Source organism: Bacillus sp. KS1, from assembly GCF_020075515.1.
Classification (GTDB): domain Bacteria; phylum Bacillota; class Bacilli; order Bacillales; family Bacillaceae; genus Bacillus; species Bacillus velezensis.
Map to the genome: position 1 here is coordinate 48,866 of NZ_JACAWW010000024.1, position 25,887 is coordinate 74,752.

Below are 25,887 nucleotides of genomic sequence, written 5' to 3' on the forward strand. Positions count from 1 at the left end.
TTACACCTTTAGGATACATATGAACCGTTTGTTTCAATTACTTTTTTATACCATTCAAATGAGTCTTTCTTAAGCCGCCTCATTGAACCATTGCCTTCATTATCCCGATCAACATAAATCATACCGTAGCGTTTTTTCATTTCTCCGGTTGTAAATGACACGATATCAATAATTCCCCATGGTGTATAGCCCATTACATCCACACCATCATATGTGATTGCTTTTTTCAAAGCTTTTATATGTGACGATAAATATTCAATTCTTGCTGTGTCATGAATTGAACCGTCCTCTTCTAATGTGTCGATGGCGCCGAATCCGTTTTCCACGATAAATAATGGAATCTGGTAGCGGTCGTATAAGCGGTTTAATGTGTACCGTAAACCGGTCGGGTCAATCGCCCAGCCCCAATCACTCGCTGTAATATAAGGATTGTCCACGCCGTTTGGCAATCCTCCGTTTACGACATCCCCGGTATTATCGTTTGATACATCACTTTTTACGGTTGTAGACATGTAATAGCTGAATCCGAGGTAGTCCACTCGGCCGTTTTTCAAAATCTCTTCATCACCGTCTTCAAAGTGTATCTGATAGCCCTCTCTTTCAAATTCTTTTAACGCATAGCTTGGATAATATCCGCGAACCTGCACGTCCGGGAAGAAAAAACGCTGTCTCATCGTTTCTTCAGCCAGCATCACATCATCGGGGTGAGATGAGTACGGGTAAATCGGAACATGTGATACCATCGCGCCGATCCTGAACTCGGGATTGATTTTCCTTCCCTTCGAAACAGCCAATGCGCTTGCCAGCAGTTCGTGATGGCCGGCCTGATACATGACTTCTTTTGCGTTTTCGTTTTCTTTGACGGCCACGCCCGAGTTCGTCCATAAAAAGATCGGATTATTCACATCCATCTTATTATTGATTTCGTTAAACGTCATCCAATACTTCACCTTATGTTTATAGCGTTCAAAACACACTTCAGCGAATTTCACAAAAAATCCGACTGTTTTTCTGTTTCTGAAACCGCCGTATTCCCTCGCCAAATGGAGCGGCATCTCAAAATGTGACAGCGTGATTACCGGTTCAATCCCATGTTTCAGCAATTCATCAAACACTCGGTCGTAAAAAGCCAATCCTTCCTCATTGGGCTCGGCTTCATCACCTTTAGGAAAAATTCTGCTCCAGCCGATGGACGTTCTTAAACATTTCAGACCCAGCTCGCTGAATAATGCGATGTCTTCTTTATAACGATGATAAAAATCGATCGCTTCATGATTCGGATAAAATTCCCGCTCTTCAATTGTATCTGTTATTTTCCGGGGCACACCATGCGCGCCTGCCGTCATGACGTCCACTACACTCGGCCCCTTGCCGCCTTTATTCCATCCCCCTTCAAATTGGTGGGCTGCCAGAGCGCCTCCCCATAAAAAATCTTTTGGCAATGTCCCCATCGTTTATATCCTCCTTTATTTGACTGCCGCTTGCATGCCGAATAAATGCACTGCAGCCGCTTCAAGCATCCGCTTCGCAAGTGTAGAAGAAATCCTGCCTTTATTTTCATATTATACGTTTATATTATAATTGTACCGGTATAATTTATCAATACATAAACAATCTTAGTTAATTTACGAAATGGCTTTTAAAAACGATTATGCTATAATTCTGAAAGAAGCGGGACAATAAATGAATGAGGAATGTATATGTTAAAATACCAGCAAATCGCGAAAGATATTGAAAAATACATAGAAGAACATCAGCTGCAGCAAGGGGATAAACTGCCTGTGCTGCAAACCTTAATGACCCGGTTTAACGTGAGCAAAAGCACAATCACCAAGTCCTTAGATTTATTAGAAAAAAAGGGGATTGTGTTTCAAGTAAGGGGAAGCGGCATTTTTGTCAGACGGAATAAAAGAAAAGGGTATATCAGTCTGCTTTCTAATCAGGGATTTAAAGAATCACTTGAAGATTTTAATGTCACTTCCAAATTATTAGCGCTGGAAGTGAGAAAACCCACGCCTGAGGCTGCCCAAAATCTGAATATGCCGCCTGACGGCGACGTGTATTATGTCAAGCGAATCCGATATATTGACGGGCTGACATTGTGTATCGAAGAGTCATTTTACAACAAATCGATTATTACGTATTTGAATAAAGAGATCGTGGCAGAATCAATATTTGATTATATTAGAGAAGGTCTCGGGTTAAAGCGCGGTTTTTCAGATTTATATCTGTACGCGGGGATGTTAAATGAGGAAGAAGCAGAGTACTTAGGTCTGTTTACAGGAGCGCCTAAGCTTTGCGTTGAAACGATTTTTCATTTAACCAACGGCCAGCCGTTTGACTACTCAAAAGTCACCTATCACTATGAGCAATCACAGTTTTTCATTCAGGCGAACAGCCACCTTTTTGAACAGGAAACGACATAAGACGGGCTTTTCGCAAACAGAAAACACCCAATGCGCGAGCGACGCATCGGGTGTTTTTTACTATTTCATATTCTTATTTAATGTTTCAACGGCTGTTTTCATTTGTGTATCGTTGTCCGCAAGCTGTTTTTGCAGATCCGTCATCAATTTTGCCGTTGTGTCTCCCGTTACAATGCCTGTTTGTTTCAGTTTCTCTTTTGCTTGGAATTGTTTAACGGCTTGTTCAAATGCTTTATCATACGTGCCGTTTACATTCACGCTGTACCCCAGCGCTTTCAGCATTTTTTGCGCATTGGTGACGGTGGTTCCGGAATCCCCGTATTTGTATGTTTTTTTCGCATCTAAATACGGCAGGTTCGCATATTCAGGAAGCTTAACCTGATATTGCGGTTTGATGCCTTTTTTATGAATCCACTCTCCGTCCGCTGTCAGCCATTTAGCGATTGTCAGTTTAACGGTAGAACCGTCGCTGTAATCTTTTGCCGTCTGCACGGTTCCTTTTCCGAACGTTTTTTCGCCGATCAGCGGAATGCCCGATGATTCATGCAGCGCAGCCGACATGATTTCCGCGGCGCTCGCGGTGCCGTCATTGACAAGGACGACTGTCGGTTTTGTCACTTTGCGCTCTTTCGTCGCTTTCATGACCTCTTTCGTGCCGTCTTTGTATTCGACCTGCATGATATTTTTCCCTTTATCGATAAACATGTTGCTCATTTTGATGGCTTCATCCATCAGTCCGCCCGGGTTGCCCCTTAAATCGAGAATGTATCCTTTCGCTCCTTGTTTTTCGAGGCTGTCAATGGCTGAATTCAGCTCTTTTGCCGTCGATTCGGAGAAGGATGTGATTTGGATTTCGCCGATGTCTCCTTTTTTCATTTCAGAGTACACCGTTTCAACCGGGATGGTGTCACGTTTGATCGACAGGTTCAGATCGCCGACACCCGCTCTGTGCAGCACAAGCTTGACGTTTGTTCCCTTTTTGCCGCGGATTAATGCGACGGCTTCGTTTACATTAAGGCCTTTAACGCTTTTGCCGTTGACCTTCAAGATCTGGTCATTCGGTTTAACCCCCGCTTTTTCCGCGGGTGACCCTTTAATCGGCGATACGATCAGGATGCTTCCGTCCTTTTCTTCCACTTGTGCGCCGATGCCTTCAAACGAAGCGGAAATTGTTTCTTCAAAAGACTTTCCTTCCTGCGGGTCCATATAAGAAGAATATGGATCATCCAGGGAACTGATCATGCCTTTTATCGCTCCGTCTACTAATTTGCTGTCATCTGTTTTTTGATAGTAATCACTTTTAATCTGCTCGTAGGCTTTATTGAATTTCTCAAATTTGCTGTTCGTCAAAGCAGCCGAGCCTTGTCCGAAAATGGTCGTATTGCCCGTGATAAACAGCGTAAGCGCCGAGGCTGCGACCGCAGTGATCAATATAATAAAAAACAGTTTAAATTGCCGCTTCAAGAAAACACCACCTTTTTATTCTTACATTATTATCATAGACGAACGCTCATTCGTCAACTTCAAACGTGAGGCGCCCTTCTTTCCCGTTTACCCAAACCTATGCTTTTCTCTCAACATATGCTGAGGAAAAAAGGAGGATTCGGCCTTTGAGCAAATATTTAGAAATGCTGTCCTTATTCGGAGTCGGAGGGGCTCACCCCGGCGGGCTCGCTTTTTCCAAAGCCGTTCTCACAAAAGCGGCTCCTCCTCCTGGCGAACCGATTCTTGACGCCGGCTGCGGAACGGGACAGACGGCCGCTTATCTCGGCCACCTGCTGTATCCCGTCACCTGTGTTGATAAGGATCCCATTATGCTTGAAAAAGCAGCAAAACGATTTGCCGCTGAAGGCTTAACCATTCCGGGCTATTTGGCGGAGCTTGAGCGGCTTCCGTTTGCTGAAAATCAATTTTCCGCCGTTCTTTCCGAATCAGTTCTCACCTTTTCAAATCTTGATTCATCGCTGTCTGAAATCCTTCGGGTCCTTAAACCCGGGGGTATGCTGATCGGCATTGAAGCTGCTTTACAAAAGCCCATGCCGGAAAACGCCATCACGCAGATAAAAGACTTCTACGGTTTTACCGTATTGCAGGATGAAACGGCATGGAAACAGAGATTGCTTCAGCAAGGCTTTCAGAAAGCGGATTTCATTCCCGCTGTCTATGAAAACAATGCGCAGGAGCCGACTACAGAAATGGATTTATCGCCCGTTATTCAGCCGTTTCACTACGATACGCTGACGGCTCATTACGAGCTTATGCAGACGTACCGTGAATATATGGGACACTGCGCTTTTGTCGCTTACAAGTAAAACGGCGATTGTCCTCCTGTTTTCGTCCAACCTTTTTACCGCACTCTATCATAAGCTGACATAGAAAGATAGGTTGGATAGGAGGAGAAAAGATGCAAAACTATTATCATCTTTGCCGGCAGCACCAGGGAAAAGTAGCAAGAATTACAGAACGAAACGGCAGAGTCCACGTCGGAAGGATCGTACGGGTGACTAACAGCAAAGTGTATATCGCCCCTGTCGGCGGCCGTCACAGAGGATACGGGTTCGGCTATTGGGGAGGCTGGGGAGGCTGGGGAGCAGCCTACGGCATCGGCCTTGGTTTGATTACCGGATTTGCGCTTGGAGGTTTACTCTTCTGGTAATAAAGAAAGCCCGCTTTCTATTTTTCAAGCGGGCTTCTTCTTATTACACTTTCTTTACTTCATTAAAATATTCTTCAAGCGTTAATTGATGGTCATGGATGGCTTTTGCCGCTTTTTTGCCTACATAGCGTAAATGCCATGGTTCATACTCATACTTTGTGACATTTTCTTTGCCTTTAGGATAGCGGATGATAAAGCCGTATTCATACGCATGGTCTTTCACCCATTTGCCGTCTGCCGTATTTCCGAACGCTTCATTCAGCTCATATCCGTTGCTTTTGCTGGAAATGTCCATGGCCAGCCCCGTCTGGTGTTCGCTTTGCCCTGGATATGCGACGGCTTCTTTCGCCTTTTTTTCACCTTTCAGACTGACTTCATTATCGAAAATAACTTTCTGTCTGTCATAAGAGCGGTATCCTGAAACGGCAACCAGGTCATAACCTTCTTTTTTTCCGGCGCTGAATAGTTCCGCCAAAGCATCGGCGGCAGGTTTGCGGATATATCGTTTCTCGATTTTCTCAGTAAAAGAAAATTCGACTTTCGGGATCACGAGATCATTCGGTTTATAATCTCCCGGCAGCGTGTATGTCTTATTCACGAGCGCAAGTGTATTTGTCGGGTTTTGAATGGTCTCAAGCCCGTTCACTTCTTTAATATCATTAAAATATTTGCTCTCCAATACAAAATCGCTGTTTTCTGCCTTCGTTGTTTTTTTGCTTGATGTGTCATCTGATTGTTTTGTTTCAGCTGCTGTTTTTGTGTCCTTGTGGCTGTCGCCGCCTGAAATGCTGCAGCCGGTTCCCACGATTGCGGTTACGCTGAGAGCGGCAGCGAGCGAAAACCATTTAGTGGATTTCTTCATTTTACACTTACCTTTCTTTTTTTGAATCAGGGCGATGCATAAAGAAGAGGGCTGCTTTAATCAGCAGGACCCTCATCTCAAGTTTACGATACAGTATGCAGCGCCAGTTTAATCATATCATGAAAAGTCGTTTGACGCTCTTCTGCCGTTGTTTCTTCTCCCGTTAATACGTGATCGCTTACAGTCAGGATAGACAGCGCTTTTTTTCCGTATTTAGCGGCAAGCGTATATAAAGCAGTCGTTTCCATCTCTACGCCGAGAACGCCGTATCTGGCAAGCTTTTCGATTTGGGAGTCTTCATTGTAAAACTGATCGGCGGTGAATACGCTTCCGACCGCTACGGGAAGATTGTTTTTTTGCGCTTCCTGGTACGCTTTATGAAGCAGTTCGAAGTCTGCGCAAGGAGCATAATCTACACTGCCGAAGGCGACACGATTCATCTGTGAATCAGTCGAAGACGTCATAGCCAAAATCACGTCACGCACCTTCACGTCATTACGGATGGCTCCGCATGAGCCGACTCTGATTAAGTTTTGAACATCATAGCTTTGAATCAGTTCATTCACATAAATAGAGATAGACGGAACACCCATGCCTGTGCCTTGGACTGATACTTTTTTGCCGTTATATGTACCCGTAAATCCGTACATTCCTCTGACTTCATTATAGCATTCCACATTTTCAAGATAAGTTTCCGCAATAAATTTCGCTCGGAGCGGATCTCCCGGCAAAAGCACTGTATCCGCAATTTGGCCTTTTTCTGCGTTTATATGTACACTCATTTCCTTTTCCTCCTGCCTATTCAAACTCCCACCCATTGTACACTGAATAACGGTAAGAGACAATCATCAGCATGATCAGGGCGATCTTGGGCAGAATATGCGGGATGACAAGCCTAAAGAAAAAGGAGTGAACATAATGGGCAAAAAACAGCGCAACCGGGTGACCGGCCAGAAAAAGAACAATCACGTGCCCGTTTCAGACGTCATTGCAGCTGATGAAGCGCACGGAAAAGAGCATTCCGCCGCTAAACGGAAGCCTTAACACTGTCCTTCCCAGACAATACGGAAGCCGGCTGAAGATTCAGCCGGCCCCGTCTTACCTCGGCTGGACGAGCAGCCGGTTAATTTTGCTCCATCCCGCAGGGTTAAGCCTGTAATAGGTCTTTCCTTTTCTTCCTTCGTCTATGAGTATGACATCTCCGGTCGCTATGAATCTGGCTTGATAGTCGTTTGGGACCGTATCAGGCACATTAAAAACAGAAAATGCCCTTTCCAGTGCGTCTTGATGATTGTCAGCGGCCAACTCTGTCCGATAGACGACCCTGTATCCCTTTTTCTCGCCGTAGCGGGGTGTTTGAAAAATCGTCACATCATAGGCACAAGTCTTTTTTTTAAACACGGGCAGCGATAACAGCATCAAGATCCCTCCCTCTTATTTCTTAATAGTATTAGCGTTTTTTCTCATTTTTCCTGTCTCTATTTTTGTCGAAACGGATGATACTTTTCGTCAAAGAGCGCAAAAAGCGAAACGAGGCAAAGTCCGAGACTGAATCCGGCAAGGACATCCGTCGGAAAATGCGCGCCCAAATAAATTCTGCTGAATCCGATCAGAATGACGAGAACTCCGGTAAAGACGGTGACGGCGCGTTTTCTTTTCGTGAAAAACGGAACATGCTTGATCAAAAAGTAAGCGATGACGGGATACACCACTGCCGAATTCATGGAGTGGCCGCTCGGAAAACTGTATGAGGTTTCATGGACGAGCGCTTCAAAAGCGGGTCTGGCTCTTTCAATCAATTCTTTTATTTTTATGTTTACAATCCGTTCAATGAGAAAGAGAAGCGGCAAAAAAACAACATCCGGCGTTTTTTTGTACATATACAGAGCCGCGCCTGTCAAAAGAAGAAGCGGCAAAAGCACCGCGGTCGTGCCGAGCTCCGTTATCCATAACATCAATTCATTCAGCCAGGCAGCCCTGATCCTGACAGCCGCTTCTATCACACGCTCATCAAAAACCCGGACGGCTTCTATCCGGATCGCTGCTGCGAGCAGAATAAACAATGCGAAAAGACTTGCTGGCTTGTACAACGTTTTCCCCCCATGTTTCATTCTCCCGAGCTGATTGAAAAAACCGAAGCTTTTTCACTTCGGTTCCGCAGTTTCATTCTTCATCAAGCTCTTCGTCTATCATACATTTTTCTAATAAATAATCAAAGGTGATGTCGGCTATTTCGAAGATTTCCTCTTCACTCGGTATGTACCCGCGCATAGCAAGCTGACTGTAAAAATAATCAGCTATTTCTTCTGTGTCAATCACAAGATCTATTTCTTTCATGCAAACACCGCCTCCTTTTTTATGTTTTATGAAAAAACCGTTCAAATTATACCCGAAAGTTCTAAACGTTTTGTCCGCTCATATACTTTAAAAAACAAGCCCCGGAGGGAGAAAAGATGATGACGAAAATGATGGCTTTATTGGACGGAGATGGATTTGATATCGTATTGGAAAAAGTGCTGAAAGGAATGTCGTTTGTAATCTTTGCCGGCTGTCTGCCCTGGTTTTTATATGTCACCGTCCGTTTTTTTGCCGGCTAGCTGAAATGCTCCCGCAGGCTTTCCAGCACAAAATTCATCATATCTTTATATTCTTCGTCACCGAACAAATGATAAAGAATCTTATAATCGTTATAAATATCAAGCAGCTCATCTACAATCGATACCGCCAGCACATGCAGGGCATCGGGATCATCAGCATCGCCTTCAAACTGAAGAAGAGCAGACGCGACGGTATCCTCGCCGATCTCATGAGATGCTTCCCCAACATAGTGGACAAACAGCAGCTGATGCACAAACTGATCCATTTCATATTTTCTCAGAACCAGCGTGAGATCCTCTTCCTCCGTTTCAAGCCACTCTCCGTCTTTCAGCCGAGTCAGCTCATAAATAATATCCTCCCAGCCATCCTCTAAATATCTCCATATTTCAGTTCTGTGACCGATGACACGGAATAATTCCTTTCCGTAGTCCTTTACATATACGACGTCGCCGATCAGAAATTCATATTCAATATCCAATTTCTCCATATCGACGATCACGCCCTCATAATCTTTATAAAGCTGGATGGACGATTCAAAATAAAGCACTTCATTATGATTGACTTCGTAAAGATAATGTTTATCAATTTGATGAACCTTCGTAATGGTGCCGACGGTTCCGTACATCACGACGACCACGATGTCTCCCACTTGAAATTTCGGTTTATCTGGCTTCATGCTGTCTCCCCCTTGCCGCGGACTGTCATACGCTATCGTATGCCGGCCGCCATAATTTCGCATGGGCATGAAAACCACAGGAAATATCTATTTCTGCACCTGTTCAAAATGTCAAAAACCGCAATATGCTTGTGCGTTTTTTCACTTAACGTAACAGAAGCGTCCGATGATATTCCGCTCTCAATTGACTGAGCAGTAACACTGCTGAAACAAAAAGCTTCTATTTTTATGAGTTTTTATTTTTTTCTCTATGACGCAAAGGAAAATACCCGGCCCGAAGGCATGTTGACAACAATATCACCGCCGTAATGTTCAAGATTTGCCGTGAAACACATCATCGAAGGTGTATGGAGATTCAATTCAGGCTGCATATTTGCAACAGAAAAAAACCGCACAATGTGCGGTTTTTCGTCAGGCGTGATGCACCTCGGTCTCATATTTTTCCCAAGCTTCATCAAATGTCGCCATCGTTTCTAAATAGTCGGCGCTCAGTTCTAAATAAGAACTGAGCTCGTGATAATCGCTTGACGTTTTCGGAAAGCCGTGATCTTCGTATGCCTGATTCGCAAACTGGCTGATTGCGTCCTGCGGCTTGGGATGCCTGTATTTCATCAAATAGTGATAAAAGGATTTCATGGGTTTCCCCTCCTGATGACTGTCTTTTGTTGTACTATTATACAATTCAAGTGTGAAATTACAACAAAAGAAGACTAGGAGAAGTCAAAATAATTTCGTTTCAAGATCCGTTCTGTCTCCATCAGCTCTTGATATGTGAGTGTTTCCGGTAATTTTTTTGCATCGACTAAAAAAAGCTGATTTTCGATTTCCGCTATGACCGCTTCCTCCTGATAAGTCATGCCGCAGGAGGAACAGGCGAATGCGGGTGTTTCTGTAATTTCTATGGCCCTCGTACCGTCAGGAAGCTCCCAGTACACAGCCGCCTGACTAGCTGACGCCTTCTGATTGCCGCACCACTCGCATGGCTTCACGGCGACTCACCTCCGACTTCCGATCCTGCTTTTTGCTCTTTCTTTTGCTGTGCAATAAATTTCTTTTCTTTCAATTCATCTCTCTTTTCCCTGCGGTCTTTCAGCGTTTCATGATCAGGGTTTGATGTAAACGTTTTCCTCCTGTCGATCCTCGATACATTTTCCGGTGTGAACGAAACCTCTTTGTCCGCGAAAATGGCGCTCAGTCCGACCGGCTCGTGTTTGGCCATCGTTCCCGGAAAAACAGATTCAAAATAGTCGTCGGCTTGATTCGGGATATAGTTTTCCGGCTCGGGATAAGATGTAATCACCCCTTCGAAGTTTCTGATCACAACTTTCTCCGGACTTTGGGAGAGCAAGTAGTTCGGCTGCAGGGCGATTTTACCGCCTCCGCCCGGGGCGTCGACGACAAAGGTCGGCACGGCAAAGCCCGTTGTGTGGCCCCTCAGTCCTTCAATGATTTCCAGCCCTTTTGACACAGGCGCTCTGAAATGGCCGATTCCCTCTGACAAATCACATTGATAAATATAATACGGACGCACGCGGATTTTCACTAAATCATGCATGAGTTTTTTCATAATCGGCACCGAATCGTTAATGCCTGCTAAAATAACGGCCTGGTTACCGACCGGAACACCTGCGTTAACGAGCTTTTCACACGCCGCAACCGATTCTTCCGTCAGTTCGATGCTCGTATTAAAATGAGTGTTCAGCCAGACCGGATGATATTTTTTCAAAATCTGACAAAGGTTATCCGTTATCCGCTGCGGAAATACGACGGGCGCTCTCGTTCCGATCCGGATAATTTCAAGGTGGGGAATGTCACGCAGGTTTTTCAAAATATATTCCAGAATCTGATCGTTGATTAAAAGCCCGTCTCCGCCGGAAATCAGGCAGTCACGGATTTCCGGCGTCTCCCGGATGTAAGCGATGGCCGCATCAAGCTGTTTTTTCGGCACCCCCATTCCGATCTGTCCGGAAAAACGCCTTCTGGTGCAATATCGGCAATACATCGAGCATTGATTTGTCACCAGAAAAAGAACGCGGTCGGGATAGCGGTGCGTAAGACCGGGAACCGGTGAATCTTCATCTTCAAACAGCGGATCTTCAAGGTCATATTTCGTTTTGTGCATTTCTTCTGACAGCGGCACGGACTGCATGCGGATCGGACATCTCGGGTTATCGGGATTCATTAAAGAAGCATAATAAGGCGTAATGTTCAGGGGAATGGTCTTTACAGACATCCTGACGCCCTCTTCTTCCTCTTCGGTCAAATGAATGACTTTTTTCAGGTCATCGACGGTTCTTACAGTATGGGTGAGCTGCCACAGCCAATCATTCCACTTTTCTTCCGGCACATCTTTCCACAATTCAATCTCCTTCCAATGACGCTTCGGCTGAAACCATTTGTTTGTCAAACGAATTCCTCCTTATGAATGGCCAAACGTAAAGTCTTACACCATATATTCATATTTTCGAGCCCTTCTGAAATGCGGCAGTTGTTCACAAGCCTGCCTCTGTAGCCGTATCCCGCATGGTACAAAACGGCATTCATCCCGTAAGACGCTGCACGGGCCAAGGAAAAAAGATGGATGATTCCCCGGCCAGCGAGTTCCTGCTCCAACGCTTTAAACAGGTTTGCCGTTACGGAGTTCCCCCTGTAATCTGACAGAACCGCACAATCGGTCATTTCAGCGTGCCCCAATACCGGATTGATATCTGCGCTTGCCGCCCCAATGAGACGATCCTGATCGAATGCGGCATAATAGATGGTGTTTTCTCTCATTGTTTTTTTAATATAAAGGGGATTAAAGACAGGAGTCGGATAGGTAAGAAAAACATGTTTATATAAGTGCGTTAAACGGTCTGCATCATCTTCGTCCGCTTTTCTGAACATCAGCGTGCTTTCTGTCTGAGTCAGTCCCCGCCGCGGTGTCTCATATAAACGGTCAACAGTCGAATCTTCTGATACATATGAATCTGACCGTCTCCGTTCCTCTGCTAAATAGCGCACCATCACAACAGCCTCATGCCCGTTGTAATACCCGTCTATGACACCCTCAACAATAAAAAGATGCTTGACAAATTCCGGCTCATCGCCGCGCTTGGCAAAGAAAATTACCTTTTGGGCTCCTTCTTGCTTTGCTTCTGCCAAAACGGCCGGAATAAGCGCCGTGATCTGTCCTTCATAACGAATGACTCTGAGCCGCTCATTGAAACGGTCTGCATCAATCTCGGCCGCTCCCTTTTCAGCCCTCAGTTCCTTTATCAGCTCCGTCACCCCCATCTGCCACCCCGCACCATTCCATGATAAAAAGAGAAATGATTTTGACGGCATCGATTAACGCCCGGATTTCAATGTATTCATTCGCCTGATGCGCCGCCTTGACTTCTCCCGGGCCGAAGACGATGACCGGCGTCTGTCCCGCGTGCTGCAAAAGCCCTCCGTCCGTTCCCCACGGGGACGCTTCTCGAACCGGTTTTGCCCCTTTCATTTTCTCAAAAGAAGATTCCAGAGCGGAAATCAGCGGATGCTCATCCGGGAGATCATTCGGAAGCCACTGAGCCCCAAACCATTCTATTTCCGCCGGGTGGTGTTTAAACCATTCATCCCGGTACTCCAAATCTTTCAGCCAGCTTGCCAGCTCTTCTTTTACTGCTTCGGGCGTTTCATCCGGAGCTATTCCGCACCTGCCTTCTATCACCACACGGTCAGCTACCGATGATGGCCACGTTCCCCCTTGGACGATGCCGATATTAATGGGAACCGGAATCGGAACGTCCCGATAAAGCGGGTCTGTGATACGGGCGTTGCGGACGTGTTCAAGCTCTTTAAGGGCTGTGATGACATGCAGGCTTTTTTCAATGGCGCTCACCCCTTCATAGCGGGTGCCGCCGTGTGCGGACAATCCCCTTACCGTAATGCGGAACCACATAGACCCTTGCTGCTTAACAAACAGCTTTAAATTAGTCGGTTCGGGAATAAGCGCCCCGTCAGCCTTGTAGCCCCTCATAACAGCCGCCAGTGTTCCCGCGCCGCCGCACTCTTCATCTATGACACTTTGAAACAGAACATCTCCTTTTAATGTAATCCCGCAGGCTTCAAGCGCTTCTAACGCAAACAAGAGGGCTGTATTGCCGCCTTTCATATCCGTTGACCCGCGGCCGTAAACTTTGCCGTCCTTTTCAACAGCGGTAAACGGTTCATACGTCCATGCGGCGGGATTTCCTTCCGGGACAACATCAATATGTCCGTTCAGTATCAGTGATCTTCCGCCCCCGGCCCCTTTCTTTACGGCTGTGATATTCGGGCTTTCATGGAAGTCTTCGCGTTCCGATACAAAATAAGCATGCTCTTTCAAATGTTTGACACTCGGCTCCCATACATCAATATCCATGTCGAACTGTCTCAGTTTTTCTAAAACGACTGCCTGTGCGTTAAATTCATGGCCGAACGTGCTTTTTTCCCCGATCAGCCGTTTCAGCAGGCTTACCGCTTTTGCTGTGTTTTCTTCCGCCCACTCAGTGACTTTCTTTTCTAATTGATCCATGGACAGACCCCCTTTTAAGAAAACATTCTCCCAATCTGATTTCGGCATCCGTTGTTTGAATGACATCGTCTATGGTCGTGCCATTCAGCAGTTCCTCAAGAACAAAAGCCCCATCATCTATGCTGATGACGGCTTTCTCTGTAATGATGAGATCTGCACAGCCCGCTGCTGTAAGCGGCAATGAACAACTTTCGACCAGCTTCGGCCGGCCTTTCTGATCGGTGTGGCTCATGACGACAACCACTTTTTTCGCGCCTTGGGCAAGCTCCATCGCCCCGCCCATTCCGGGCACTTTTTTTCCCGGCACGAGCCAATTGGCGAGATCACCTGTCCTGCTGACTTGGAGCGCGCCTAAAATGGTAATATCTATCAGCCCTTTTCTGATCATGGCAAAAGACAGAGCTGAATCAAAATAGGAAGCACCCTTAACTGTACTGACAGGAAACCCGGCCGCATTGCATAAAAGCTCATCCTCCTCTCCGCGCTCCGGACTGCCGCCGATCCCAAGGACGCCGTTTTCCGCCTGCAGCATTACCTCCATGCCGGCCGGCAGAAAGTTCGGCACTAAAGAAGGAATGCCGATCCCCAGGTTGACAATCATACCTGAGGTAATTTCACTGGCGGCCCGCCTCGCGATACTCTCTCTTTCCGCTATTCCCAAGCCCATCTCCACTTCACTCCTTCACTTTGCACGACACCCTCCACGAAAACGCCCGGCGTTACAATATGCTCGCTGTCAAGTTCGCCGGCAGGCACAATCTCCGCCGCCTCAGCAAATGTTCTTTCGGCCGCCGCAGCCATCAGAGGGTTCATATTGCGCGCCGTTTTGTCAAACGTCAGATTCCCGAATTCATCAGCAGTATGTGCGGACACAAAAGCGAAATCAGCCGTCAGCGCTTTTTCAACTAAATAGGACTTTCCGTCAATCGTTACGGTTTCTTTGTTTTCACAAACGGTTGCGTTATCAATGCCGATATCAGTTAAAATACCGCCTAGCCCCGCTCCGCCTGCGCGAATCCGTTCAGCAAGCGTCCCTTGCGGCGAAAATTCCACCTCAAGCGCTCCGTCAGTCATTTGTCTGCCCGCGACAGGATTTGAGCCGATATGGGAAGCGATCAGCCTTTTCACCCGCTTATGAACGATAAGCGGGCCGATGCCGATTTCCGGAAATCCGGCATCATTGCAGATGACGGTCAGCTCTTTAACGCCGCTCTCCAAAATCGCTTCGATTAATGACGGAGGTGAACCCACTCCCCCAAAACCGCCGAACATAATGACAGATTCGTCCTTGACATCGGCAATTGCTTCATGAATATCGATTTTTTTATGAAAAATAGACATATCAGCTCAATCCTTCTTCATCATTTTTTCAACTTCTTCTGCGGCCTGGGAAAATAGATCTGACAGCTCATCCAGCTCGGCATATGAAATCGTGAACGGCGGGGCGATGATGACGGCGTCTCCTTCTCCGCTGTCAATGCCAGGCTTTGCAGGGTAGATAAGCAGGCCCCGTTTTTTTGCCGCTTTAATGATTTTTTCGGTGAAGGCCTGTTTTTTCGAAAAAACGTCCTTCGTCGTTTTATCCTTAACGAATTCAACTCCGATCAGGAGGCCTTTACCGCGGACATCCCCGATCACCCCGCTGCGCTCTTTGATTTCTTCTAATTTCCGCTTCAGCATTACGCCTTTTTCCTCTGACTGCCGAAGCAGCTCGTGTTTCTTAACATAGCGAAGCACTTCAAGCGCCGCTCTTGCACAGTATGGATTGGCACTGTACGTATGTCCGCTCATAATGACCCCGGAGCCCCGCTTGATCGTTTCAATGATGTCATCAGACGCAACGGCTGCCGCTATCGGAGCGTAACCGGCGCCTAACCCTTTTCCGAGCACCGCGATATCAGGTGCGATCCCCCAATGCTCAGAAGCAAGCATCCGCCCTGTTCTCCCGAGCCCCGTCATGACTTCATCCGCGATAAACAAAATACCGTGCCGGCGGCAGACCTCCTCAAGCGCTTCATAATAACCTGCCGGCGGAGTGATGGCCGCACCGGCTGCTCCGACAATCGGCTCTGCAACAAATCCCGCGATAAATGAGGAACCGATCCGCTGAACAGCCGTTTCCAGTTCAGCCGCCGCAGCTTTCACAAATTCCTCTCCCTGCAGCTCAGAACGATACATATTAGGTGCTGAAACGGCCGGAAACCGTTCGAGCAGCTGGGTGAAGCGGTATCTCCGTTCGTAGAACCCCGATAATGAAAGCGCTCCCAAAGTAATGCCGTGGTAACTGCCCCATCTTGATAGGAAGACGGATTTTTGGTATTGCCCTTTTTCCTGCCAATATTGAACGGCCATTTTCATCGCTGTTTCGACTGCCTCTGAGCCGCTGTTTACAAAAAATGACCAATTCAGCCCGCCCGGCAGATGATCGGCCAGAAATAAAGCCAGTTCTTCTGCCGGAGTACTGGTGAATTGCGAGCGATACACAAACGAAACGGAGTCAAGCTGCTCTTTTAAAGCTTGTATAATATCCTCCGTGCCGTGACCGATATTGCAAGTGACCGCCCCCGATGCTCCGTCAAGATACTTGTTCCCCTCCTGATCATACACATATGATCCCTTTCCGTGACTGACTGACGGATAATTTGCGTCAAGCTCCGGTTTGATTAAATAGCTCCCCATATCTTTCCACCTCGAAAACCCATTTGCTTCATTGTATGAACAGATGAATAACCGCATTCTTATCCTTCAGAAAGTTTTTTGCAGAAAATACCTTTCTGTAAAACAGGCTGCCGGAGATGTCCCGACAGCCTGAAGAGCGTTCTGGAAATTCTATTTCTATTGTTGATTTTATTCTTTGCTCACCTCATCATCACATCATTTTTGATCTGAATCAGTATAAGCAGAAGGCGGAAAATTCCCGTCTTCTTTACTGTATGGGAATCAATATTTCACACAAATGATGATTCACCTTTTGTAAAGTATACCTTTCGATAATGGGCTGTTCTCTGATTGATAAATTATTTTTTTCGATCTCAGAAAAAACAGTATTCCAAAATCCACTGACTGCCTCTTTTGTGTGATCAAGCAAGAAGACAGCGTACTTCCCTCCGGAAAATGTACCGATCCGGGCTGGTTCAGGCACATGGTCTTGATTGATAACAAGACAAACATCATAACGGCATTTCTCTTTAGGAGTACGATTCGGATGGTCTTGCGGAATTCCTAAAATGACAGAATGATCAAGCAGACCATTCAATTGCGCCCAGTTTTTAAATGACTCCATCAGTTCTTTGTTTTGCTTTCCGCCATACTCTCCGATATTTCGGAAATAAGCAATTCTTGATTCAGGTAATTCTTTAATCGTTATGTTCACATTTTCGCCCCCTTTTCCAGAAGGTAATATGTATTAAAATGTTTTTCAAGCTGATTTTTTCAGCATGGAAATAACAAAAAGCCTGCAGAAAGTGATGTTCTCTGCAGGCTGATTTTCATTATAGGATTTTTTTCAGTCTAACAAATAAAAGCCGCACCGACGATGATTAATAAAATAAACAATACCACAATCAGCACAAAAGTGCTGGTTCCGCCTCCGCAGCCGCCGTGCCCGTAACCATAGCCAAAACTGCCGCAACCGTAGCCATATCCGTACATACGCAAATCATCCTTTCTTCTTACGATATACGGCATTGTATGCGGGCCAACTCCCAATTGGTTTATGCGAATGCCCAACTATGTAAGAAAATAATGAAAAATTGTATGCACGCGCCGAAATCTTTTGAAGCCGAGTTTTTCATAAAAGCGGTTTACACCGTCCATCCCGGACGTCACAAGGTATACAGTTTCCATGCCGTTCAGCTTTGCCGCCGCCATCAGCTCATTCATCAATATCGATCCGTAGCCTTTTCGTTGGAATTGATCCAGAATTGCGACTTCTTCTATTTTTGCGGTTTTATCTGCTTTGTTGATGAAAAGCTCTCCGCAGCCGATCGGAATCGTTTGCGAGGCGTCGCTGTAGCACACGACAAGCATAACCGTTCCGTCCTTATACAAAGGATATTTCCGCTCAAGCTTTTGTTCGGCCGCCGCCTCGCCAATGTAAAGGGCATCATAGATGTTCATAATAGACGACCCGTCGGCGAGGCTTTTTTCCGTTCCCCAAGCAGTGAGCGGGTGTCCGGCCTGCAGATCCCCATTTTCCAGTTTCCTTGCAAAAAACAGCTCATCTTCCACTACGCAGCCCTGCTTTACCAGAGTTTGTTTCAGAAGAAGCGGAAACGCGTGCTCCGGAGCCGCTTTCACATGAATATAATTGGCTTGAAGCATGCCCGGAACGGACGAAAAAAACGGCAGCAGTTTGTCTAACGGAAATGTACGGTGCAGCTGAACAAAGTTATGCGAAAAAATCTGCGGCAAAAAAGGGTCCGTATATACACTGAAATGCTCGAACCTCTGAATGCCGGAAGTAAGCTCTATATACTGCTTCTCGGTTTTATCAAATTGATCGGTCATAAAAGCTCTCCTTTTCCTTGCACATCCGACTGCATCTCTCAACCTTTTGTTATATTGAGATTTCTTATAATTTCATCGTACACCGGATAGAACGGCATTCCAATTGGTAATTGTTTAATTTGCTGAAAGGAAATGGGTATCGCCTTCTGATTCGCAAAAAAGCGTTTCGCTACGTCATGACTGATCGGATGGAGAACCCCTCTCAAATAAACATAAAATTTCCGTTCAATGCGAAACAGCATCCTCCCGGGCAAATGTTGAACACAGTCCGATGTCCACCGGCTGATCTGCGGACCGTCCGGAAGCGATTGTATTTCGGCCCGTTCTAAAGCCGGGATGCCATGCCGTTTAAATCGGTAAAAGCGAAATGCGCTATGATCAACCAGCCTTTTCTCCCCGTCTTCTATAAAATAAACATGAAACTGATCCCTGACGAGCTGAAAATTCGGAATACTTGCGGAGTCCTCTTCCTCATATTGAAATAAAAACGGATCCGGAATGACGACGGTTCGCCCTTCATATAACGTATGCCAGCGCTCGTTTACAGGCTTCCTTTTATTTCGGTCAAGCTGATATACTTTCTGATCCGTCCCCTTTACAAAAGACCCATCGATCAGGACAGACGGAAGCGATTGATACGTGTTCTGAAATGAGTGAGGTGTTTTATAGGTCGTATCCAACACTTCTTTTATCGGCAGAAATGATGTAAATGTGTTGAGCCTGCTCCAAAAAACAGAGTCTCCGTGATTCCAATGTATAACATCTTCATCCCAAAAGCTGCCGAACTTCTCTTTCACACGCTCAAGCAATGATCTCCGGTGCATCACTGAACAGTGATCAACGAGAAAAGCGGCCTGATCAAGCACCTCTTCAGCAAAACGATAGAAGTGGAATTGTTCTGTTCCGCGCCCGTTTACATGTATCACCTTCTGGCTGGAATAGACGGCATCAAACTCGCTGCATTGATTTAGCGCTTCCGCCATGCGGCTGAGCCTTTCCGGATGAAATACGGTGTCGTCTGTCAAATAAGTGATGTATTCGCCTTTAGCCCGTGAAAGCGCATCATTAATCAAAACGGCATACCGGGTCGACTTCAGCCGTTCGGCAGGATTGATAAAACTGTTGTCATAATATATGCGAGGATCTTTTATATACGTACTGATGGCAGCCGAGGTTTCTTCATTTGAATGATCATCCATCACAAACAGCTCCCAATTGCTGTAGGTCTGATGCAAAACACTTTCAATCGCCTGTTTCACAAGATCCGGTTTGTTGTAACTCGTTAAGATAATTGAGATCTTCTTTTCCATCCCATCACCCCTTCTGTAAAACGTAAAAAACGGCTCCGAAAGAGACAGAGCCTGATATCCGTTATTAAAAAGCACCCCAGCTGACGATGCTTGAAATCGCGACGTTTGATCTCGTATTATTGAGCGGATTTTGAAAAACGGCCAAATCTGACAGTACTTCTTTGACAATTACGTTTTGCAGTGTGCTGCCGTTAATCAGATTGACGCGTGATACAGGAACCCCAAGCTCTTTTGCCATTACAAGCTGACGCCGCAAATCTGAATGATCTCCGGACGGCTGACGGGATAACAAAAGAAGAAGAAGCAGTACGAGCTGAAATTCCTCCTCAAAACCCCCGTGTTTTACAGTTTCTCCAGAATCCAAAATATTCCTCTCCTTCATTTTTTAATCTATACAACGTATGTCATACTCTTACAATCCGCATAGGCAAACAAAGCCTGATTCTAAAATTCAGCTGTTTGATTAAATATTGAAAAAAACACAAGCAAAACGGCATTCGACTTATACCAATCTCTTCAATCAGGAATATGAATAAACGTGAGGTTGAAATTGTTAAAGGAGGTGTATGTCCGCATGAGCGAGGATCGTTTGGAGCTTAAAAAGAACTTATTGAAAACTCTTTTAGCCCCTGTATTTGACAACAGCGCTTTATCTGGCGGTACAGATGGAGGAGATAACGTGAAAAACAGCGTAAAAGAATTATTGGAATCGGCAATTGATGCAAAAGTAGATGAAGCAGCGGCGAAAGACAGTCTCAGCGCACAATCTGTATTGGGAAGCGGTATTTCATTAGCGGCGAGATGGATTTTTGCAAGAATTCAGCCCGGCACTGTCATCAGCATTGTGATGGATTCAGGAGACATGATCGGCCCGGTTCAATTTGTTGCCTTTGACGAAATTCACGGAATCGTTTTTGTTACGCAGGAAAATTCCGTTACACCGGCAGGCTCTGCTACAACATTGCTTGACGTCGACAAAGTTGAAAGTGTCACGTTCACTTCGTAACAGCATATGAACGTTTTATATATCCGTTCAGGATATAAAGGCATATACACGTATTTTGACCGCTGGATCGAGGAAGGCTTTTTACAGTCTTCCGTCCGCTTTTTTTCTGTTTCTGAGTTTGAAGAAGATACCATCCGCAGTATACGAGCATTCAAACCAGACATCAGTCTGATGATGACGGGAGACCGTATTCCGTCTGAATGGCTTCAATGGCTGAAGACAGAACAGATTCCCGTTTATCTATGGATGACGGAAGATCCTTTTTATTTCGATGTGAGCATGACAATCGCCCCTTTCGCCGATGCCGTTTTATCGATAGAACAAAACGCGCTTGATGCTTACCGGCAAATGGGCTTACAGCACGTATATTATGTCCCGATCCCCGTTAATCAGCGGCTTTTTAAGAAACAACCTGCTGAAGCCTCTCTTCACACAAATCTGCTTCTGATCGGATACCCGTATCCGAACCGCGTTGAACTGGTGAAAGCAGCGGCAAAGCTTCCGTATACGCTTCGTATTATCGGGAAGGGATGGCGCAGACATCTGCCTAAAAAAATCGCCAGGCAGCAAAATGTGCTCGTAATGGATGAATGGATTGCACCCGAACGTGCCGCTTTATATTACAACAGCGCAGACGTGGTCTTAAACCCTCACCGTTCTTATCGGTTTGCGCTCAATCAGAACGGACGCGGCATCGAAAATATCAGTTTAAATACGAGAAGCTTAGACATTGCGGCTTGTCAGGCCTTTCAGCTGACAGACCTTTCTCCCGCGCCCCCGTTTTCATCCTTTGTTTCTTACAGCGGGCTTGCGGATTTTGCGGATAAGATCCATTTTTATATGACAAACCCGGGTGAACGTAAACAAATCGCGGCGCTTAATTACCAAGAGACAGTACCGGCGTACACGTATGACCGGCTGCCGGCTGTGCTTTCGGCTATCCGTTCCACGACTTTCTCATGAAACGCTCTTCACATTAAAAAGCAGCTTGGATAAGCTGCTTTTTTTATGTTTATTTTCCGCTTCTGTCAGTCAGTTTTCTCGGGTCAACCTGTTTATTGACCTGCGGGTGAAAGCCGATTTTATCAGCGATTCTTTCCCATGGCACCATTTTAAAATTTTGATTGGCCTTTTGGCCGTGATCTATATTTTCTCCGTCCTGTGCGACAAAAAGGCCGAACGGATATTCAGGCCCCAGCCCGAAACCCAGAACGTCAATTCCGTCTGTATCGCTTGTGCCGTCTGTTTCAGGCCCGTCTGTTATCTGAAAGTCCGCAACATATTTGTTCTGTCCCTGTCTTTCATAAATCGCGTAGCTGCTGTTACCCTGGCTTGATGCAAGCAGATAACCTTTCCCGTCAGCAGCGTAGTAAATCGTCAGTCCTTCAATATCAGGGGTTAAATGCCTGCCGTCGGCACGATCGATCACCGTTCCGTTACTGCCGCCGTCCGGCTCAGCGCTGAACTTCCAGATGGCCTCATCTTCTTCTGCGATATAAAGACTGCCGTATTCATCATCTGCTGCCATCCCTTCTGTCTGAGAATTCATTTTAAACGCCCTTACCTTTTTGCCGGATATGTATCCATTTTTATCCGCATTTAATTCGTATTGTTCAAATTCGCCTTCTTTCCCTGTCACCATCGCGTAATATTTTCCTGTTTTTTGACTGTGGTACAAGCTGAAACCGTATACTTCATCAATTGCTGACGCAATCGGGCGGTCTGGGTTCGTAATGCTTTGTAATGTGCCGTTTTTCCCGTCAATGGCGTAAATCTCAATGGTATTCTTTCCTTCAGACCGATTGGATGCCGCCGCAATATCGACTTTTTTTCCGTTCAACGGAAAATCATAGCGGATATCAACATTGTTCAGCTTCCCGGTAGGATAGGAATGAAGCATCTTTCCCTCTAGGCTGTACACGACTAAGCCTGATTTTTTATTGGTTGTGATCAATTTGCTGTTCTTAGGATTCTTGGGGTCCAGCCAAATCGCAGGATCATCAGCTGCATCACCGGCTGTATCAACCGGCTCCGTTTCCGCCGCCGCATTCACTGTAAAATGATAAGGATCAGACAGTTTATGCTTGGCCTGGGAAGAAACCGCACCGCACGTGAGCATCAATCCGGCTGTCGCGGTTAACAAAAGTGTTTTTGAATGGTTCATTTTCCTTCCTCCTTTTATGGAAATTCACTTTAATTGTAAAATACATACAGGAAGTTCAGTGTTAAGTTTTTGTGAAGATTGTCCGCATGGGAGAATTTAAGAAGAGAAAAAAATTGACGTGAGCAAATTTTTAAAATGAATATTTAGTACAATGTTTTATTTGTGATTTCTATTCTATTAATCGGGTAAAGCGATATGAAAGCGCATCAGATTAATGTTTTTCTCTAATTTTTGATTTATTGGTTTCTTTCATTAACTCGCTGAAATTGTTCAACATATGATGCATGGTAGAGAAACGAGAGTTGGAGGATAAGCCATGCCTAAACAGCAAGCAGTAGAGCTACAACCGTTTTTTCACGATAAAACTGTTCTCGTCACAGGCGGGACAGGATCAATCGGAAGTCAAATTGTAAAACGCCTTTTGCTCTTAACCCCTAAAGAAATCATTGTGTTCAGCAAAGATGACAGTAAACAATATGTGATGAAACAAAAATATGCGGATGAACAAAGACTGTCGTTTGTGCTCGGCGATGTTCGTGACTACAGAAGAGTCAACCAAGTGATGAAAGGTGTTGATATTGTCTTTCACACAGCTGCACTGAAGCAGGTTCCGACATGTGAGGATAATCCCTTTGAAGCCATTCAAACCAACCTTATCGGCGGACAAAATGTCGCAGAAGCCGCTTTGCTGCAAGAAGTGACACATGTGATTAATATCAGTACCGATAAAGCCGTTTATTAAGATACTTACCACAAACAAATCAAAAAAGAAGCTTACTCTGCACTCCTTTCCAAAGCAGCCTCTAATAAATGCTGAGCAAATTGTTTATAAAATTCATCTAAGTCATTACTCGCTTCATCCTGATCTATATAGCGGATACTGTAATTATCTTTATGGACAACCTTTATTGTTTTCTTCTTTAATTCCTCATAACGTTGGTAAGGTTCCAAAACTACACCCCCGCTTTCACAGGAGTATTATATGTATGTAATGGTTCGTCTCTTGACTGTTCTTTCTTTATCAAAGCCTCGGAAAGCTTGTTCAAATAATATGTATGGTTAACTTTTTTCTTTATCCAGCGTTCAGTACCGATTTCATCAAAGATGAAATCGGTGTTTTGTACTTGTTTTACTTTTTATATAGGTATGTGTTAATTGATTTTCAGCTATGTTCTTATACATAAGGAAATCATTTATATGTACGACATAAACTTTATTCTCTGGCTCTCTAAACCATTCAAAATCCGCAGCTATATCCACCCTTTTGCGAATTTCCTCAGACCTGCCTTCGATATTTTCGGTTCATCAAGTGTTCATTCCTTCCATATTATCAGTTCATTTACCCGTACTTCTTTAATGCAGCAGCAGCCTCGTCAACACAAATATTCCGCAATTCCGAAATCTTTATCTCCTTCTTTAACCATCATTCTTGTATCTTTTGTTTCCAACTAACCGCCTCCTTAAAATTTTCACCGAAAAAATTTACACTCCATTCAGAAAATTCACCATATATTCACAACATTCTCCATTTATTTCAAAATTAATTGTTATAATATAGTTGTATTACATACCTAAACCAAGGGAGATGCTTTTAATGAAAAAAACAGCAATTGCTTTATTAGTTTCAACTATCGGTCTTACTGGTGCAGCTGCTTCAGCGAACGCTGCTGTTAAAAGTGAGCCAGCTTCCCTGCCTCACAGTAATCTTGAAGCCTTAACAAATACTGATAGCTTCCATGTTTTAAAAACTGGCACAGATCGCAAAAACGGTGTAGGCAAAGTCAATCTAGCTAGAACAGGGCCAGACTCATGGAAGACTGTAGTCAGCAGCTTCACACCAAACAATGTAACCAAGATCTCTCTTATGGGATACCAAGAATCAGGTGCAACGGGCAATGCCTCTGCGGATGTGACGTATGAATTAGTAAAGTCAGATGGAACTGTAGTTTCTACTGTTAGACCGAGCGGAGGAAATTATTCAAGAGAACAATTTTACAAAGTATTTAGCGTAAACACATCAAGCATTTCAGGAAAACAATTGTATATCCGTGCACATAACAATGATACTTCAGCCCAAGTAACAGTTAATGTCGATGTTTACTGGGACTACAATTATTAATGCATTGAGAGGGTTTCCCTCTCTTTTTTATTTTTAAAATATTTGTTTAAAATAATAATGCAGACTTGTGCTTAAACTGAATAATACTCAAGATGCTTATTTGCTAATCTTATATTTGACTTTGTTAAGTGATTCAAGAGTTCATCCATCACCATTTTAACGGTACTCAGTAATTCAAAAATATGTTCTTGGTATCCACCTCCTGTGGTCTATTTCAATTACTCTCTAATTTCATTCAGCCTTTGAAAATATAAATGTGTCTTTTTCTTCATCTGAATCGTCAAATAAACCTTGGAGCAGGAATGCTTCATATATAGAGCCTCCGTCAACGAACGTTACTTCTTCACTAAGTATCCAATTGAGCGCTCATCAGCTTTAACACATCGTCAACAGAAAAGATCAGCAGATGAAGAATGAGGTGAGGTTTGAAGACATTATTTCTGTTCAATATACCGCTTCAGTTTTGCAGCGGTATTCCTAGGAATTAAAGAGATGTACTAAATACTTTCAAACTTTGAGATGTTTGTTTTTGAAGGTGAAGATTCATTTAATTTTTTATACCAAATACGAATTTTTTGTCCTTTGCTCAAGTCATCTTTATTGTTAAGTTGACTAAGTCCCAGTAAAACTATATCCGATCTATACTTTTTAATAATCTCTTTTTCACTAAGATTTTCATAGTCTTTAACATCAGCTTTTTCATTAGGTATGAGAATTGCTTGATTCTCTCCTTTTAAAATGACATAGCCGACCATAGTTTGCTCAGCCTCCATAAAATGTTTGCTATGTTGGTTTTGACACCCTAATGTTACACATAACAAAATTAGCGAAATTAACAACATTATAAACACTCTATACAAATTCAAACCGCCCTTCTTTCGTATTTGTAACAAGAGTAAAACACTGTTTTAGGAAATGACAGACTAAAACGCCTCATTTTTAAGGATTTAAACAACTTCCCTGTAGTCTTATGGAACACGGCGAGATCTTCACCATCATAGAACCACACAATTACATCACT

33 protein-coding genes and 1 pseudogene are annotated in these 25,887 nt (G+C 44.7%); 9 read left to right on the forward strand and 25 right to left on the reverse strand.

The window, feature by feature from the left end:
• Positions 1-8: 8 nt before the first annotated feature.
• Complete coding sequence (gene bglA, locus HWY38_RS18135) at positions 9-1,451, reverse strand: 6-phospho-beta-glucosidase BglA (RefSeq protein WP_032873380.1); 1,443 nt, start codon at positions 1,449-1,451, stop codon at positions 9-11.
• A 249-nt stretch (positions 1,452-1,700) separates the two neighbouring features.
• On the opposite strand from bglA, the gene HWY38_RS18140 reads away from it, so the two are divergent.
• Entirely contained in the window at positions 1,701-2,426 is a 726-nt protein-coding gene (locus HWY38_RS18140) for a GntR family transcriptional regulator (RefSeq protein WP_224182327.1), read from the forward strand.
• 60 nt (positions 2,427-2,486) lie between these two features.
• Here HWY38_RS18140 and HWY38_RS18145 read toward each other — a convergent pair whose 3' ends face one another.
• The gene (locus HWY38_RS18145; RefSeq protein ID WP_044802202.1) at positions 2,487-3,890 is read right to left on the reverse strand and encodes a S41 family peptidase; all 1,404 of its coding nucleotides are present in this window, start codon (positions 3,888-3,890) and stop codon (positions 2,487-2,489) included.
• A gap of 146 nt (positions 3,891-4,036) precedes the next feature.
• On the opposite strand from HWY38_RS18145, the gene HWY38_RS18150 reads away from it, so the two are divergent.
• Together HWY38_RS18150 and HWY38_RS18155 are read left to right on the forward strand one after the other, a co-directional pair.
• The gene (locus HWY38_RS18150; RefSeq protein WP_224182328.1) at positions 4,037-4,738 is read left to right on the forward strand and encodes a class I SAM-dependent methyltransferase; all 702 of its coding nucleotides are present in this window, start codon (positions 4,037-4,039) and stop codon (positions 4,736-4,738) included.
• A gap of 92 nt (positions 4,739-4,830) precedes the next feature.
• Positions 4,831-5,082: a hypothetical protein gene (locus HWY38_RS18155; protein ID WP_007612011.1), complete on the forward strand. Its 252-nt coding sequence runs from the start codon at positions 4,831-4,833 to the stop codon at positions 5,080-5,082.
• 43 nt (positions 5,083-5,125) lie between these two features.
• Here HWY38_RS18155 and HWY38_RS18160 read toward each other — a convergent pair whose 3' ends face one another.
• Complete coding sequence (locus HWY38_RS18160) at positions 5,126-5,944, reverse strand: D-alanyl-D-alanine carboxypeptidase family protein (protein WP_007407945.1); 819 nt, start codon at positions 5,942-5,944, stop codon at positions 5,126-5,128.
• A gap of 83 nt (positions 5,945-6,027) precedes the next feature.
• On the reverse strand, positions 6,028-6,726 hold the full coding sequence (gene deoD, locus HWY38_RS18165) for a purine-nucleoside phosphorylase (protein ID WP_003153702.1): 699 nt from the start codon (positions 6,724-6,726) through the stop codon (positions 6,028-6,030).
• A 136-nt stretch (positions 6,727-6,862) separates the two neighbouring features.
• Here deoD and HWY38_RS18170 point away from each other — a divergent pair, with 136 nt between their 5' ends.
• Positions 6,863-6,988, forward strand: coding sequence for a hypothetical protein (locus tag HWY38_RS18170; protein ID WP_003153701.1), 126 nt, complete (start codon positions 6,863-6,865; stop codon positions 6,986-6,988).
• 54 nt (positions 6,989-7,042) lie between these two features.
• Here the strand turns inward: HWY38_RS18170 and HWY38_RS18175 are convergent, their stop codons facing one another.
• The 3 genes from HWY38_RS18175 to HWY38_RS18185 all read right to left on the reverse strand — a co-directional run bounded on the left by HWY38_RS18175 (position 7,043) and on the right by HWY38_RS18185 (position 8,281).
• Complete coding sequence (locus tag HWY38_RS18175) at positions 7,043-7,363, reverse strand: YodL domain-containing protein (protein ID WP_003153700.1); 321 nt, start codon at positions 7,361-7,363, stop codon at positions 7,043-7,045.
• Between the two features lie 59 nt (positions 7,364-7,422).
• Positions 7,423-8,034, reverse strand: a complete 612-nt coding sequence (locus tag HWY38_RS18180; protein ID WP_224182329.1) for a phosphatase PAP2 family protein — start codon at positions 8,032-8,034, stop codon at positions 7,423-7,425.
• A gap of 73 nt (positions 8,035-8,107) precedes the next feature.
• Positions 8,108-8,281, reverse strand: a complete 174-nt coding sequence (locus tag HWY38_RS18185) for a YozD family protein (RefSeq protein WP_224182330.1) — start codon at positions 8,279-8,281, stop codon at positions 8,108-8,110.
• A 116-nt stretch (positions 8,282-8,397) separates the two neighbouring features.
• Here HWY38_RS18185 and HWY38_RS18190 point away from each other — a divergent pair, with 116 nt between their 5' ends.
• Positions 8,398-8,541 (forward strand): hypothetical protein, encoded by a 144-nt coding sequence (locus HWY38_RS18190; protein WP_012117771.1) that lies wholly within the window; start codon positions 8,398-8,400, stop codon positions 8,539-8,541.
• Here the strand turns inward: HWY38_RS18190 and HWY38_RS18195 are convergent.
• From HWY38_RS18195 to cgeC, 14 genes are all read right to left on the reverse strand, one after another.
• Entirely contained in the window at positions 8,538-9,218 is a 681-nt protein-coding gene (locus tag HWY38_RS18195; protein ID WP_003153690.1) for a hypothetical protein, read from the reverse strand. The genes HWY38_RS18190 and HWY38_RS18195 overlap by 4 nt on opposite strands.
• Before the next feature lie 411 nt (positions 9,219-9,629).
• Complete coding sequence (locus tag HWY38_RS18200) at positions 9,630-9,854, reverse strand: YozE family protein (RefSeq protein WP_007407941.1); 225 nt, start codon at positions 9,852-9,854, stop codon at positions 9,630-9,632.
• Between the two features lie 74 nt (positions 9,855-9,928).
• Entirely contained in the window at positions 9,929-10,207 is a 279-nt protein-coding gene (locus HWY38_RS18205) for a YokU family protein (protein WP_029326147.1), read from the reverse strand.
• Positions 10,204-11,625 (reverse strand): lysine 2,3-aminomutase, encoded by a 1,422-nt coding sequence (gene ablA / locus HWY38_RS18210; protein WP_224182331.1) that lies wholly within the window; start codon positions 11,623-11,625, stop codon positions 10,204-10,206. The genes HWY38_RS18205 and ablA overlap by 4 nt, the downstream gene beginning before the upstream one ends.
• Positions 11,622-12,494 (reverse strand): putative beta-lysine N-acetyltransferase, encoded by an 873-nt coding sequence (gene ablB, locus HWY38_RS18215; protein ID WP_224182332.1) that lies wholly within the window; start codon positions 12,492-12,494, stop codon positions 11,622-11,624. The genes ablA and ablB overlap by 4 nt, the downstream gene beginning before the upstream one ends.
• Entirely contained in the window at positions 12,457-13,764 is a 1,308-nt protein-coding gene (locus tag HWY38_RS18220; RefSeq protein WP_224182348.1) for a peptidase, read from the reverse strand. The genes ablB and HWY38_RS18220 overlap by 38 nt, the downstream gene beginning before the upstream one ends.
• The gene (locus HWY38_RS18225; protein ID WP_007612023.1) at positions 13,730-14,425 is read right to left on the reverse strand and encodes a 3-oxoacid CoA-transferase subunit B; all 696 of its coding nucleotides are present in this window, start codon (positions 14,423-14,425) and stop codon (positions 13,730-13,732) included. The genes HWY38_RS18220 and HWY38_RS18225 overlap by 35 nt, the downstream gene beginning before the upstream one ends.
• The gene (locus tag HWY38_RS18230) at positions 14,410-15,099 is read right to left on the reverse strand and encodes a CoA transferase subunit A (protein ID WP_012117777.1); all 690 of its coding nucleotides are present in this window, start codon (positions 15,097-15,099) and stop codon (positions 14,410-14,412) included. Before HWY38_RS18230 ends, HWY38_RS18225 begins: the two co-directional genes overlap by 16 nt.
• Before the next feature lie 6 nt (positions 15,100-15,105).
• Positions 15,106-16,437, reverse strand: a complete 1,332-nt coding sequence (locus HWY38_RS18235) for an aspartate aminotransferase family protein (RefSeq protein WP_032873369.1) — start codon at positions 16,435-16,437, stop codon at positions 15,106-15,108.
• Positions 16,438-16,684: 247 nt separating this feature from the next.
• Positions 16,685-17,131, reverse strand: a complete 447-nt coding sequence (locus tag HWY38_RS18240) for a GyrI-like domain-containing protein (RefSeq protein WP_224182333.1) — start codon at positions 17,129-17,131, stop codon at positions 16,685-16,687.
• 137 nt (positions 17,132-17,268) lie between these two features.
• Positions 17,269-17,409 carry a YjcZ family sporulation protein gene (locus HWY38_RS18245; protein ID WP_007612029.1) on the reverse strand — a complete coding sequence of 47 codons (141 nt, stop codon included), beginning with the start codon at positions 17,407-17,409 and terminating at the stop codon, positions 17,269-17,271.
• 78 nt (positions 17,410-17,487) lie between these two features.
• A complete protein-coding gene (locus HWY38_RS18250) occupies positions 17,488-18,267 on the reverse strand; it encodes a GNAT family N-acetyltransferase (protein ID WP_038458805.1) in 780 nt (259 codons plus the stop codon).
• A 38-nt stretch (positions 18,268-18,305) separates the two neighbouring features.
• A complete protein-coding gene (locus HWY38_RS18255) occupies positions 18,306-19,577 on the reverse strand; it encodes a glycosyltransferase family 2 protein (RefSeq protein ID WP_224182334.1) in 1,272 nt (423 codons plus the stop codon).
• A gap of 64 nt (positions 19,578-19,641) precedes the next feature.
• Positions 19,642-19,941, reverse strand: coding sequence for a spore maturation protein CgeC (gene cgeC / locus HWY38_RS18260; RefSeq protein WP_317986224.1), 300 nt, complete (start codon positions 19,939-19,941; stop codon positions 19,642-19,644).
• A gap of 210 nt (positions 19,942-20,151) precedes the next feature.
• On the opposite strand from cgeC, the gene HWY38_RS18265 reads away from it, so the two are divergent.
• Both HWY38_RS18265 and HWY38_RS18270 read left to right on the forward strand, forming a co-directional pair.
• Positions 20,152-20,583 carry a hypothetical protein gene (locus tag HWY38_RS18265; RefSeq protein WP_029326144.1) on the forward strand — a complete coding sequence of 144 codons (432 nt, stop codon included), beginning with the start codon at positions 20,152-20,154 and terminating at the stop codon, positions 20,581-20,583.
• A gap of 6 nt (positions 20,584-20,589) precedes the next feature.
• Entirely contained in the window at positions 20,590-21,546 is a 957-nt protein-coding gene (locus HWY38_RS18270) for a DUF3880 domain-containing protein (RefSeq protein WP_224182336.1), read from the forward strand.
• 49 nt (positions 21,547-21,595) lie between these two features.
• On the opposite strand, the gene phyC is transcribed toward HWY38_RS18270, so the two are convergent.
• Positions 21,596-22,747, reverse strand: coding sequence for a 3-phytase (gene phyC, locus HWY38_RS18275; protein ID WP_224182337.1), 1,152 nt, complete (start codon positions 22,745-22,747; stop codon positions 21,596-21,598).
• Positions 22,748-23,063: 316 nt separating this feature from the next.
• Between phyC and HWY38_RS18280 the strand changes: the two genes are divergently transcribed.
• Positions 23,064-23,489, forward strand: a complete 426-nt coding sequence (locus tag HWY38_RS18280) for an SDR family NAD(P)-dependent oxidoreductase (RefSeq protein WP_007612048.1) — start codon at positions 23,064-23,066, stop codon at positions 23,487-23,489.
• Between the two features lie 32 nt (positions 23,490-23,521).
• On the opposite strand, the gene sprB is transcribed toward HWY38_RS18280, so the two are convergent.
• Both sprB and HWY38_RS18290 read right to left on the reverse strand, forming a co-directional pair.
• Positions 23,522-23,698 (reverse strand): recombination directionality factor SprB, encoded by a 177-nt coding sequence (gene sprB, locus HWY38_RS18285; protein ID WP_007612049.1) that lies wholly within the window; start codon positions 23,696-23,698, stop codon positions 23,522-23,524.
• Positions 23,699-23,700: 2 nt separating this feature from the next.
• A pseudogene (locus HWY38_RS18290) lies at positions 23,701-23,980 on the reverse strand (hypothetical protein); the annotation flags it as partial.
• 361 nt (positions 23,981-24,341) lie between these two features.
• Here HWY38_RS18290 and HWY38_RS18295 point away from each other — a divergent pair.
• Positions 24,342-24,866: a hypothetical protein gene (locus HWY38_RS18295; RefSeq protein ID WP_224182338.1), complete on the forward strand. Its 525-nt coding sequence runs from the start codon at positions 24,342-24,344 to the stop codon at positions 24,864-24,866.
• Between the two features lie 497 nt (positions 24,867-25,363).
• Here the strand turns inward: HWY38_RS18295 and HWY38_RS18300 are convergent, their stop codons facing one another.
• Positions 25,364-25,639: a DUF3221 domain-containing protein gene (locus tag HWY38_RS18300; RefSeq protein WP_224182339.1), complete on the reverse strand. Its 276-nt coding sequence runs from the start codon at positions 25,637-25,639 to the stop codon at positions 25,364-25,366.
• Positions 25,640-25,887: the final 248 nt, after the last annotated feature.